The 12,000-nt window shown below is 73.7% G+C and carries 11 protein-coding genes; 6 read left to right on the top strand and 5 right to left on the bottom strand.

What is annotated here, in order from left to right; all coding sequences use genetic code 11:
* On the bottom strand, positions 1-221 hold a 221-nt coding region (locus tag IH44_RS47405; protein ID WP_030462368.1), incomplete at its 3' end, for a helix-turn-helix domain-containing protein.
* 281 nt (positions 222-502) lie between these two features.
* Between IH44_RS47405 and IH44_RS0127150 the strand changes: the two genes are divergently transcribed.
* Positions 503-1,516, top strand: coding sequence for an alpha/beta fold hydrolase (locus IH44_RS0127150; RefSeq protein ID WP_051817371.1), 1,014 nt, complete (start codon positions 503-505; stop codon positions 1,514-1,516).
* Positions 1,517-1,548: 32 nt separating this feature from the next.
* On the top strand, positions 1,549-1,680 hold the full coding sequence (locus IH44_RS49200; RefSeq protein ID WP_255358122.1) for a hypothetical protein: 132 nt from the start codon (positions 1,549-1,551) through the stop codon (positions 1,678-1,680).
* A 49-nt stretch (positions 1,681-1,729) separates the two neighbouring features.
* Here IH44_RS49200 and IH44_RS0127140 read toward each other — a convergent pair whose 3' ends face one another.
* The 3 genes from IH44_RS0127140 to IH44_RS0127130 form a co-directional block, all read right to left on the bottom strand.
* Positions 1,730-2,458: a succinate dehydrogenase/fumarate reductase iron-sulfur subunit gene (locus tag IH44_RS0127140; protein WP_030462366.1), complete on the bottom strand. Its 729-nt coding sequence runs from the start codon at positions 2,456-2,458 to the stop codon at positions 1,730-1,732.
* A complete protein-coding gene (locus IH44_RS0127135) occupies positions 2,455-4,398 on the bottom strand; it encodes a fumarate reductase/succinate dehydrogenase flavoprotein subunit (protein WP_030462365.1) in 1,944 nt (647 codons plus the stop codon). Before IH44_RS0127135 ends, IH44_RS0127140 begins: the two co-directional genes overlap by 4 nt.
* 95 nt (positions 4,399-4,493) lie before the next feature.
* Positions 4,494-5,234 carry a succinate dehydrogenase cytochrome b subunit gene (locus IH44_RS0127130; RefSeq protein ID WP_030462364.1) on the bottom strand — a complete coding sequence of 247 codons (741 nt, stop codon included), beginning with the start codon at positions 5,232-5,234 and terminating at the stop codon, positions 4,494-4,496.
* Between the two features lie 84 nt (positions 5,235-5,318).
* On the opposite strand from IH44_RS0127130, the gene IH44_RS0127125 reads away from it, so the two are divergent.
* The 3 genes from IH44_RS0127125 to IH44_RS0127115 all read left to right on the top strand — a co-directional run bounded on the left by IH44_RS0127125 (position 5,319) and on the right by IH44_RS0127115 (position 8,752).
* Positions 5,319-6,308 carry a LysR family transcriptional regulator gene (locus IH44_RS0127125; RefSeq protein ID WP_051817370.1) on the top strand — a complete coding sequence of 330 codons (990 nt, stop codon included), beginning with the start codon at positions 5,319-5,321 and terminating at the stop codon, positions 6,306-6,308.
* Complete coding sequence (locus IH44_RS43115) at positions 6,305-8,134, top strand: NACHT domain-containing protein (protein ID WP_030462362.1); 1,830 nt, start codon at positions 6,305-6,307, stop codon at positions 8,132-8,134. Before IH44_RS0127125 ends, IH44_RS43115 begins: the two co-directional genes overlap by 4 nt.
* A 75-nt stretch (positions 8,135-8,209) precedes the next feature.
* Positions 8,210-8,752 (top strand): MOSC domain-containing protein, encoded by a 543-nt coding sequence (locus tag IH44_RS0127115; RefSeq protein ID WP_030462361.1) that lies wholly within the window; start codon positions 8,210-8,212, stop codon positions 8,750-8,752.
* Positions 8,753-8,796: 44 nt separating this feature from the next.
* Here IH44_RS0127115 and IH44_RS0127110 read toward each other — a convergent pair whose 3' ends face one another.
* Positions 8,797-9,447: an HD family hydrolase gene (locus tag IH44_RS0127110; protein ID WP_030462360.1), complete on the bottom strand. Its 651-nt coding sequence runs from the start codon at positions 9,445-9,447 to the stop codon at positions 8,797-8,799.
* Between the two features lie 383 nt (positions 9,448-9,830).
* Between IH44_RS0127110 and IH44_RS0127105 the strand changes: the two genes are divergently transcribed.
* A complete protein-coding gene (locus tag IH44_RS0127105) occupies positions 9,831-11,996 on the top strand; it encodes a M4 family metallopeptidase (protein WP_030462359.1) in 2,166 nt (721 codons plus the stop codon).
* Positions 11,997-12,000 lie beyond the last annotated feature (4 nt).

The raw sequence follows: 12,000 nt of genomic DNA, 5'->3' as shown, positions 1-12,000 counted from the left end.
GGGCGGGCGGGGGCGGTGCCGGCGAGTTCGTCGAGCGGGACGCGGTACTCCCGGGCGAGCAGCAGCAGGGCTTCGAGGGTCGGTTTGCGGCGGCCGTTCTCCATCCGGGAGAGCGTGCTGGGGGCGAGGCCGGTGGCCCGGCAGACCTCGCCGAGGCTGCGGCCGTCCCGGGCGCGGGCGGCCCGCAGCCGCGGGCCCATGGTGGCCAGCAGACGGTCCACGTCCTGCTGCCCGTCCGGCCCGCCGGAGGGGTCCGTCCCGCCGGGTGCGCCCGCCCCGCCCGGATTGTGCGATCCACCGAGCCCGTCGGGCCCGTCAGGTCCGCCAGGTCCGCCAGGTCCGTCGAGTCCGGCGGGCCCGTTCGGTCCGGTGGTTCCGGTCATTGCGGCCACTCCTCCCAGCTGCGGTGTTGCCAGTTCGGCAAGGGTAGTCGCCCCGGCGGGCGGGGGCGGCGCATGATCGACGTGTTCTCGCCGCCGTTCCGCTCGTTGGAGGATTCGCCATGTCCGCTTCGCAGTCAACTCGCCGTCCCGGTGCGCCGGTTGCGGCCACGCACCGGACCGTCGCCGGGCCCGCCGGGCGCCTGCACGCGGTGGAGCAGGGGGACGGGCCGCTGGTGCTGCTGGTGCACGGGTTCCCGGAGTCCTGGTACTCGTGGCGGCACCAGTTGCCCGCGCTGGCCGGGGCCGGGTACCGGGCGGTGGCGCTGGACGTGCGCGGGTACGGGCGTTCGTCCCGGCCGGCGGATCCGGCGGCGTACCGGATGCGGGAGCTGGTGGCGGACAACCTGGCGCTGGTGCGGGCGCTGGGCGAGGAGACGGCGGTGGTGGTCGGGCACGACTGGGGGTCGAACATCGCGGCGGCGTCGGCGCTGCTGCACCCGGAGGTGTTCCGGGCGGTGGGGCTGCTGAGCGTGCCGTACGCCCCGCCGGGCGGGCCGCGGCCGAGCGAGGTGTTCGCGGGGATGGGCGGGCCGGAGGAGTTCTACGTCTCGTACTTCCAGCGGCCGGGGCGGGCGGAGGCGGAGATCGAGCCGGACGTCCGGGGCTGGCTGGCGGGGTTCTTCGCGGCGCTGTCGGCGGACACCATGCCGGGGGCGGACGCGCCCGATCCGCACTTCGTCTCCCGGGCCGACGGCGGGACGCTGCGCGAGCGGTTCCCGCGGGGGGTGCGGCCGGCCTGGCTGTCGGAGGCCGATCTGGACGTCTACGCGGGCGAGTTCGAGCGCACCGGCCTGACCGGGGCGCTGAACCGCTACCGGAACATGGACCGGGACTGGGCGGAGCTGGCCGAGCTGGCGGGCCGGCCGCTGGAGCAGCCCGCGCTGTTCGTCGGCGGGACGCGGGACGCCTCGACCACCTGGATGGCCGAGGCGATCGACGCCTTCCCGCGCACGCTGCCCGCGCTGGCCGGCGCCCACCTGCTGGAGGGCTGCGGCCACTGGGTGCAGCAGGAGCGCCCCGCGGAGGTCAACGAGCTGCTGACCGGCTGGCTCGACGCGCTCCCGAAGGTCTGACGGTACGTCAGGAAGGTTGAATGGAGCGCCCCTTGGCGAGGTCGGAGGTGGCGGCGCTGCCGGGTGGCGGCGCTGCCGGGTTGCGGCACCTGGAGACCGCGCCGGCGATCCGGATCGTGAAGGGCCCGGGGCCGTGGCCGCCGTCCTCCCCGCGCGGCATCTGACGATGCGTCAGAAGATCGGCGGGGAGGACCATTCGGGCTCCGCAGCCGCTCAACTGCGCAGGAACTCGCGGTTCAGGCGGGCGATGCCGGACAGCGGGATGCCCTTGGGGCAGGCGGTGGCGCACTCGCCGGTGTTGGTGCAGCCGCCGAAGCCCTCGTCGTCCATGGCGCCGACCATGTTCCGCACCCGGGAGGCGCGTTCGGGGGCGCCCTGCGGGAGGACGTTGAGGTGGACGACCTTGGCGGCGGTGAACAGCATCGCGGAGCCGTTGGGGCAGGCGGCGACGCAGGCGCCGCAGCCGATGCACTCGGCGTGCTCGAAGGCCAGGTCGGCGGCCTCTTTGGGGACGGGGGTGGCGTGCGCCTCGGGGGCGGAGCCGGTGGGGGCGGTGACGTAGCCGCCGGAGCCGATGATCCGGTCGAGGGCGGAGCGGTCGACCATCAGGTCGCGGACGACGGGGAAGGCGCCGGCCCGCCAGGGTTCGACGTCGATGGTGTCGCCGTCGGTGAAGTGCCGCATGTGGAGCTGGCAGGTGGTGGTGCGTTCGGGGCCGTGGGCCTGGCCGTTGATGACCATGCCGCAGGCGCCGCAGATGCCTTCGCGGCAGTCGTGGTCGAAGGCGACGGGGCGCTCGCCGCGCAGGATGAGTTCCTCGTTGAGGGTGTCGAGCATCTCCAGGAAGGACATGTCCTCGCTGATGCCGGAGACCCGGTACTCGGTCATCTCGCCCGGGGTGTCCGGGCCTTGCTGGCGCCAGATGCGCAGGGTGAGGTTCACGCGTAGCTCCGCTGGGTGGGGTGGACGTGCTCGAAGACGAGCTCTTCCTGGTGCAGGACGGGGGCTTCGCCGGTGCCGGTGAACTCCCAGGCGGCGGCGTAGCCGAACTCCTCGTCGCGGCGGGCGGCTTCGCCCTCGGGGGTGGCGGACTCGGTGCGGAAGTGGCCGCCGCAGGACTCGGCGCGGTGCAGCGCGTCCAGGCACATGAGTTCGGCGAGTTCGAAGTAGTCGACCAGCCGGTTGGCCTTCTCCAGCGCCTGGTTGAGCTCCTCGCCGGTGCCGGGCACCTTGATCCGGCGCCAGAACTCGGCACGGATCTGCGGGATGCGCCCCAGCGCGCGGCGCAGTCCGGCCTCGTCGCGGGCCATTCCGCACTCCTCCCACAGGAGTTCGCCGAGTTCGCGGTGGAAGGAGTCGGGGGTGCGGTCGCCGTCGACGGCCAGGATCAGGTTCAGCCGGTCGGCGGACTCGGCCTCCACGGCGGCGAGTTCGGGGTGGTCGGCGGGGACGGCGGCGAGCTTGGTGCGGCCCAGGTAGTCGTTGAGGGTGGGCGGCAGCACGAAGTAGCCGTCGGCGAGGCCCTGCATCAGGGCGCTGGCGCCGAGCCGGTTGGCGCCGTGGTCGGAGAAGTTGGCCTCGCCGATCGCGAACAGGCCGGGGATGGTGGTCTGCAGGTCGTAGTCGACCCAGAGCCCGCCCATCGTGTAGTGGATCGCCGGGTAGATCCGCATCGGGACGGTGTACGGGTCCTCGGCGGTGATCCGCTCGTACATCTCGAACAGGTTGCCGTACTTGGCCTCGACGGCGTCCCGGCCGAGCCGGGCGATGGCGTCGGCGAAGTCCAGGTAGACGCCCTGGCCGCCGGGGCCGACGCCGCGGCCCTCGTCGCAGACCACCTTGGCGGCCCGGGAGGCGATGTCGCGGGGCACCAGGTTGCCGAACGCCGGGTAGATCCGCTCCAGGTAGTAGTCGCGCTCGTCCTCGGGGATCTGCGCCGCCGGGCGGGTGTCGCCCTTCGCCTTCGGAACCCAGATCCGGCCGTCGTTGCGCAGCGACTCGCTCATCAGGGTCAGCTTGGACTGGTGGTCGCCGGAGCGCGGGATGCAGGTCGGGTGGATCTGGGTGAAGCACGGGTTGGCGAACAGGGCGCCGCGCCGGTGGGCCCGCCAGATCGCGGTGGCGTTGGAGTTCTTGGCGTTGGTGGAGAGGTAGAAGACGTTGCCGTAGCCGCCGGTGGCGAGCACCACGGCGTCCGCGGTGTACGAGCGGATCTCGCCGGTGACCAGGTCGCGGGCGACGATGCCGCGGGCCCGGCCGTCGACCACCAGCAGGTCGAGCATCTCGGTGCGCGGGTGCAGTTCGACGTTCCCGGCGGCGACCTGCCGGGACAGCGCCTGGTAGGCGCCGAGCAGCAGCTGCTGGCCGGTCTGGCCGCGGGCGTAGAAGGTGCGGGAGACCTGGACGCCGCCGAAGGAGCGGGTGTCGAGCAGGCCGCCGTACTCGCGGGCGAACGGGACGCCCTGGGCCACGCACTGGTCGATGATCTCCACCGAGACCTCGGCCAGGCGGTGCACGTTGGACTCGCGGGCCCGGAAGTCGCCGCCCTTAACGGTGTCGTAGAACAGCCGGCGCACCGAGTCGCCGTCGTTGCGGTAGTTCTTGGCCGCGTTGATGCCGCCCTGGGCGGCGATCGAGTGAGCGCGCCTCGGGGAGTCCTGGAAGCAGAACTGGACGACGTGGTAGCCCTGTTCGGCCAGCGTGGCGCCGGCCGCGCCGCCGGCCAGGCCGGTGCCGACCACGATCACGGTGTGCTTGCGGCGGTTGGCCGGGTTGACCAGCTTGGCCTCGAACCGCCGTCGCTCCCAGCGCTGTTCGATCGGCCCGGCGGGGGCGGCGGTGTCGGCGACGGGCGCACCGAGGGTGTAGTCGAGGTAGCTCATTCCCGGGCTCCCGGTGGGGTGTTGGGGGTTCGACGGGTGCGGTGGGTTCGGCGGTTGCGGCGCGGGGTTCACCGGGTTCACCGGGTTCACCGGGTTCACCGGACCAGTCCGGCCATCACGGCCACCGGCACCGACAGGAACCCGGCGGTCAGCAGCAGCGCCAGCGCGTTCGCGCCGAGCTTCAGCGCCCGGTCGCGGCGCGGGTTGTTGACGCCCAGGGTCTGCGCGGCGCTCCAGAAGCCGTGCCGCACGTGCAGGCCCAGCGCCAGCATCGCCAGGCAGTAGATCGCGCCCGAGTACCAGGTCGAGAACGAGGCCACGATGTTCTGGTACGGGTGGCCCTCCTCGGCGGCCGGGTTCACCGTGAGGGTGGTCAGGTCGAGGATGTGCCAGACCACGAACAGCCCGAGGATCACCCCGCCCCAGCGCATCGTCCGGGTCGCGTAGGTGGCCCGCTGCCGCTGGTGGACGTACTTCACCGGGCGGGCCTTGAGGTCGCGGCGGGAGAGCTGGTAGGCGGCGGTGCCGTGCGCGACCACCGCGGCCAGCAGTCCGGCCCGGGCCAGCCAGAGGAACCAGCCGTGGTGCAGGAAGGGCTGGCCGATGGTGCGCAGCCAGTGCGCGTAGCCGTTGATGTCCGCCGGGCCGAAGAACACCTTGAGGTTGCCGAGCATGTGGGCCACCAGGTACGCCAGCATCATCAGCCCGCTGACCGCCATCACGGCCTTCTTGCCGACGGAGCTGCGCCACAGCGCTGCCAGTGAGGACGGGTGCCGGCCGGGGACGGGGGTCCGGTTCGTCTGGTTCACCCGGTTCGCCCGGGTAGCGGGAGCCATGACCATGACCGTAAGCCGGACGCGTCGGGGGTGTCCAAGACATGGAAGCGCCGGTCACGATAGGCAGTGCCTATGATGGCTGGTGTGCAGTTGCAGCAGCTCGCCTACTTCATCGCGGTCGCCGACGCCCGGCACTTCACCCGGGCCGCCGAGCTCAGCCACGTCTCGCAGCCCTCGCTCTCCCAGCAGATCCGGGCCCTGGAACGGGAGTTGGGCGCCGAACTGTTCCACCGCTCGCGGGCCGGGACGGCCCTCACCGACGCCGGGCAGGCCCTGCTGCCGCTGGCCCGGCGCATCCTGGCCGACGCCGACAGCGCCCGGCGGGCCGTCGCCGAGACCGTCCAGCTGCGCCGGGGCCGGGTCCGCTTCGGCGCCCCGCCCTCGCTCTGCGGCAGCCTGGTCCCCGAGGTGCTGCGGGCGTACCGGGCCCGGCACCCCGGCGTCGACCTGCACCTCACCGAGGGCGGCTCCCGGCACCTGGTCCGCGACCTGGAGGCCGGCGGGCTCGACCTCGCCCTGGTCATCACCCCGGCCTCGCCGCCGGCCGCGCCGCTCGCCGTCACCCCGCTGCTGCACGAGGACCTGGTGCTGGTCTCCGCCGAGCCGCTCCCCCGCGCCCGGGCCCGGATCACCGACCTGCGCGGCCGGGACCTGGTGATGTTCCGGGAGGGCTACGACGTGCGCGAGACCACCCTGGCGGCCTGCCGGGCGGCCGGGTTCGAGCCCACGTACGCCGTCGAGGGCGGCGAGATGGACGCCGTGCTGGCCGCCGTCCGGGCCGGGCTCGGCCCCGCGGTCGTCCCCGGCATGGTCGCCGCCAGCTCCCAGCTCCCCACCACCCCCTTCGCCCCGCCCGGCCTCGGCCGCACCATCGCCGTCGCGCACGGCCGCGACCTGCCGCTCACCCACGCCGCGAGCGCCTTCCGCGAGGCCCTGCTCGCCTACCTGCACGAGGCCGACCGCACCGACTCCCTCCCCCCGGGCACCCGGCTGCTGCCGCAGGACCCCGCGGCCGGGCCCGGGCGTACGATGGGCTCGGTTTCGGACAGCGCTTCGCCGCAGGGGGACGGTTGACGCACAATCAATTCTCCGGCGGGCAGGCCCGGAACGTCGTCCAGGCCGGGTCCGTCGGCCGGATCGACCTGACGGTGCCCGCCGCCCCGCTCCCCGAACCGGACCCGGACGCCCGGCGGCTGGCCGGCCTCGTCGGCGGGCAGTGGCGCGCCGAGGCCGCCGCCCGGGGGCTGTTCGGACCGCTGCCGCTGCCGGTGCCCTGGCGCACCGAGCACCGGCTGGCCGACCACCCGGAGCTGGCCGGCGACCGGCCCGCGACGGTGCACACCGGGCCCGCCGAAATCGCCGAGATGTTCCTGGCGCTGCCGGAACGCCGTCTGGTCGTCCTCGGCGGCGCCGGGTCCGGGAAGACCTCGCTGGCCGTCCTGCTGCTGCTCCGGCTGATCGACCGGCTCGGCCCCGAGGACCCGGTGCCGGTGCTCGTCCCGCTCGCCTCCTGGGAGCCCGGCAAGCAGCCCCTGCGGGAGTGGCTCGCCGAACGGCTCACCAAGGACTACCCGACCGTGCCGGTGGCCCGGCTGCTCGCCGAACGCCGCCTGCTGCCCGTCCTGGACGGCTTCGACGAACTGCCGCCGGAGCACCAGGCCGACGCGCTCCGGGCGCTCAACCGGAGCCTGGCGCCCGGCGATCCGCTGGTCCTCACCAGCCGCGCCGAGGAGTACCGCCGCGCCGCCGGGCAGTCCCGCGTCCTGCACGCGTCGACGGCGCTGCGGAGCCGGCCGATTCCGGCCGCGGGCGTCGGCGAGGCGCTGCGCCACCACGCGGGGCCCCAGCAGCTCGACCGCTGGCAGCCCGTCCTGGACGAGATCGCCCGTCACCCGACCGGGCCGGTCGCCCGCGCGCTCGCCAACCCGCTGCTGCTGTCGCTGGCCCGCGAGGTGCACGGCCGCCCCGGCGCCGACCCGGCGGACCTGCTGCGCTTCCCCGACCGGGAGTCGCTCACCCGCCACCTGCTCGACCGATTGGTCCCCACCCTCGCCCCGCACGCCGCCCGCACGCTCGGCGGCCTCGCCGCGCACGACGAACCCGACCTCGCCTGGTGGCGCCTGTACTGGCGGCTGACCCGCCCCGTGATGGCCCGCCGGTGGTCCCGGTTCCTCGCCGTCCTGCTCTTCCTGGCCGCGTGCGCCGTGATCGCCCTGGGCGACCGGTCCGCGCACCCCGTGCTGTCCGCCGCGGCAACGGTGACCTCCGGGGCCCTGCTGGGACTGGCGAGCGGCGGGTACGAGAGCTGGGCCCGGGCCCGGCGCCCGTCCCCGCACTCCCCCCGCACGAGGGCCGTCCGGACCGCGGCCCTCGTGCTGGGCTGCCCCGCGCTGGTCCTCGCCGCACTGCCCGTCCGGCGCTGGGTACCGGGCAGTGCGCGGGCGCTCGGCACCGCGAGCACCGCGCTCCTGCTGGGCTGGCTCGCCGTCCTGCTGCTGCTCGCCGGCCGGGCCTGGCTCCGGCGGACCGCCCGGGTGGTCTCGGCCAAGCGGCAGAGCAGCCCCGCCGCGGCGCTGCGCGGCGGGCGGCGGCGGGCACTCACCGTGGGTGCGGCCGCGGGCTGGGCGTGGTACGCGATGCTGTCCACCGGCCTGGACCCGCCGCCGCCGTGGCAGGCCCTGGGCGCCGGGCTCTCGGCGGCCGCCGCGGTCGTCCTGGCCTCCCAGTGGGGCGCGTACACGCTGGCCCGGCTGGTCCTGGCCGCCGCCGGGCGGATCCCGCTGCGCTACGCGGCCTTCCTCGCCGAGGCGCACCGGCTGGGCCTGCTGCGCCGGGTCGGCTCGGTGTACCAGTTCCGGCACAAGTCGCTGCGCGAGCGGCTGGCGCAGCAGGCCCCCTGACGGGCCGCCGGGGGCGGCGCGTAGGGTGGGTGCACGGAACATCGGTACGCATCAGTACGACGAGAGGTGGTCCGGATGGCCGGGAGCGTGGTGGCGGTCAGCAGGAACGGGGAGTACTCGTTCACGAAGCCGAACCGGGACGGGATCCGCCTGTTGGCGGGGCTCGGGGTCGAGGGGGACGTGCACGCGGGGGTGACGGTGAAGCACCGCTCCCGGGTCGCGCAGGACCCCTCGCAGCCGAACCTGCGGCAGGTGCACCTGATGCACGAGGAGCTGTTCGGGGAGCTGGCGGAGGCCGGGTTCACCGTCGCACCGGGGCAGTTGGGCGAGAACGTCACCACCCGGGGCGTGGACCTGCTCGGGCTGCCGGTCGGGACGCTGCTGCGGTTCGGGGCGGAAGCCGTGGTCGAGGTGACCGGGCTGCGCAACCCGTGCACGCAGATCGACGACTTCCAGCACGGGCTGCTCAAGCAGGTGGTGTGGCGGGACGACAGCGGGGCGCTGGTCCGCAAGGCCGGGATCATGGGCGTGGTCCGCTCCGGCGGCGAGATCCGCCCCGGCGACGGCATCACCGTCACGCTGCCGCCCGAACCGCACCGCCCGCTCGACCGGGTCTGAACCCGACGGGGTCCGCCCGACCCGCCCCGGGAGCGGGCAGGAAGTCAGCTGCCGGGGCGGGACCAGCCGCGGGCCTCGCCCTCGTCGATGAAGCGGCGGGCGGCGGCCCAGAGGGGGGTGGAGGCGTCGGCGATGACGGACTTGCGGGCCCGGACGTCGTCGGCGGTGACCCCGGGGGTGCGCCAGGTGCCGCCGCGGGCCATCCAGTTGAGCAGGAGCGGCTGGAGCCGGTCCATGGCCTTGGCGAACCGGGCCTCGGGGGTGCGGCGGGCCTCGAACTCGTCCCAGTGGGCGCGCAGCAGGCGGGTCTGGTCGGCGGGCAGCAGGGCGAAGAGCTCGTCGGCGGCGGCCGCCTCGCGGGCCTCCTGGTCGAGGGCGCCGACGCTGTCGTACAGCGGGGTGTCGCCGGCGTGGATCTCCACCAGGTCGTGCAGGAGCACCAGTTGGACGGTGTGGCCGACGTCGATCGGCTCGTCCGCGTGTTCGGCGAGGACGGTGACCATCATCGCCAGGTGCCAGGAGTGCTCGGCATCGTTCTCCCGGCGGTCGGCGGCGGCGAGCGGGGACTGCCGCAGCACCGTCTTGAGGCGGTCCACCTCGACCAGGAAGGTGAGTTGGGCGTGCAGCCGCTCGTCCAGGCCGTCGGGGAAGGGGGTGGTGTCGGCCAGCGGGCGCCGGCGTTCGTCGTCGCTCATGCCTCCCATCCTGCCAGGCGGCGGCCCGGAACGGGAGGTGCGGCTCCGATTCCGGTAAAGCGCCGGATTTCCGGATGCCTCCGCAAGCGCCTCTTCCGGGAATTGCCGGGGCCAAGAGCGCTTGTGGCCGGAGCGTTTTCCGCGGTACTTTGACGTATCGCTCAACTCCCTTTTCCCGTCGCTTTGCTGACGGCCCGTCGGAGAGGGTCGCCCTTGTTCCGGGGGGCTTTTCCCTTGCGATTCCCTTGCCCGTTGTCGGGGGCATGTCGCGGTGTTCCGTCCCCGTCCTAGCGTCCTGCCGCCGAGCTTTCACCGGCCGCGGTCCCGCACCCATCGGGGCCGTCGGCCTCCCCCATCGACCGGGCTCGGCAGGAGGAATTGCGATGAACCGCAAGACCGCTCTGGCGGTGGCTGTCGCGGCGGCCCTCACCCTGGGCAGTGCCGTGGTGGCGAGTTCGCAGGGTGTCGCGCTGGCCAGCAGTGGCACCTCGAACGGCTCCGCGTTCCGGGCGATGAGCGCCTCGGACCGGGCCGCGGCCATGGACCGGGCCGGCCGGGAGGCCGACGCGGCGGCGAAGGCCCTGGGCCTGGGGCCGGACGAGCGCCTGGTGGCCAAGGACGTGCTGGTCGACAACGACGGGGCCCGGCACGTGCGCTACGACCGCACCTACCGCGGGCTGCCGGTGGTCGGCGGCGACCTGGTGGTGCACTACGCGAAGAACGGCAGGGTCACGTCGACGAGTTGGGCGCACGAGGGCGCGATCCGGCTGGCCGGGGTGACGCCGAAGCTGTCGGGGCAGGACGCCTCGGCGGCGGCCGCCCGCAGTGCCAAGCACGTCAAGCAGGCGCACGCCACCGACCGGGACGGCAGCCAGCTGGTGGTGTGGGCGACGGCGCACGGCGCCCCGGTGCTGGCGTACCGGACGACCGTGACGGGCACCGGGCAGGCGGGTGCGGCGTCCCGCGAGGCGGTGCTGGTGGACGCGGGCAGCGGCGCGGTGCTGGACCAGTACGAGCTGGAGCAGGGCGTCTCGGGCAGCGGCGACGGCGTGAACGTCGGGCAGGTCACCATCGAGACCAGCCAGGACGGCAGCGGCAGCTACACGCTGACCGACGCCTCGCACGGCGGCACCATCGTCTACGACTCCAACAACAGCCCGCAGTCGAACCCGGCGCAGAACGCGCAGGCGTTCAGCAACAGCAGCGACAACTGGGGCGACGGCACCGCCGCGAACCGGGAGAGCGCCGCCGTCGACGCCTCCTTCGGGCTGGCCAAGACCTGGGACTTCTACCAGAGCACGTTCAACCGCTCCGGCATCCGCAACGACGGCCGCGGCGCCCCGGCCTACGTCCACGTGGACAACCAGCTGCTGAACGCCTTCTACGACGACTCCTGCTTCTGCATGTCCTTCGGCGACGGCTCCTCGCAGAACGGCAACACCCCGCTCACCGCGCTGGACGTCTCCGGCCACGAGATGACCCACGGCGTCACGGCCGCCACCGCCAACCTCAACTACTCGGGCGAGAGCGGCGGCCTGAACGAGTCGACCAGCGACATCATGGGCACCATGGTGGAGTTCTACGCCAACGACCCGTCCGACCCGGGCGACTACTACATCGGCGAGAAGCTCAACATGGGCAACGGCTACCTGCGCCGGATGGACAACCCGTCGCTCGACGGGTCCTCGCTGTCCTGCTACAGCTCGAACGCGGGGTCGGTGGACGTCCACTACTCCTCCGGCATCGGCAACCACTTCTTCTACCTGACGGCCGAGGGGACGAGCCCCAAGACCATCGGCGGGCTGCCGCACGACGGGGCGCCGTGCAACGGCGACAGCTTCGGCGGCATCGGCAAGGACAAGGCCGCGGCGATCTGGTACCGCGCGCTGACCACCTACATGACCTCCACCACCGACTACAACGCGGCCCGCACCGCGACCCTGCAGGCGGCGGCCGACCTGTACGGCGCCAACTCGCAGGAGCGGTACATCGTCTCCAAGGCGTGGGCCGCCGTCTCGCTGGGCACCGCGCTGCCCGACCCGGGCACCGGCAACCCGTCGCCCTCCCCCACCCCCACGCCGACCCCCACCTCGACGCCGACCCCGCCGCCCGGGGGCAACGCGCTGGCGAACGGCGGCTTCGAACAGGGCGCCACCGGCTGGACCCAGAGCGCCAACGACATCACCAACTCCACCCAGCAGGCCGCCCACAGCGGCTCCTGGTACGCCTGGATGATGGGCTACGGCTCCACCGCCAGCGAGACCCTCTCGCAGAGCAACGTCGCGGTGCCCGCCGGCAGCCCGAAGCTGACCTTCTGGCTCAAGGTCACCACCCAGGAGACCGGCACCACCGCCTACGACACGCTCAAGGTGAACGTGAACGGGCAGACGCTCAAGACGTACTCCAACGCCAACGCCTCGGCCGGGTACGTGCAGAAGAGCGTCGACCTGAGCGCCTTCGCCGGCCAGACGGTGAACCTGTCCTTCGCCGGGCAGGAGGACGCCGCACTGTCGACCATCTTCCTGATCGACGACGTCAAGGTCGGCTGAGAGC

This window comes from Kitasatospora sp. NRRL B-11411, from assembly GCF_000721345.1.
GTDB lineage: Bacteria > Actinomycetota > Actinomycetes > Streptomycetales > Streptomycetaceae > Kitasatospora > Kitasatospora cineracea.
The sequence above is the reverse complement of the archived record's forward strand: the minus strand, read 5'-3'. Positions and strand labels throughout refer to the sequence as shown.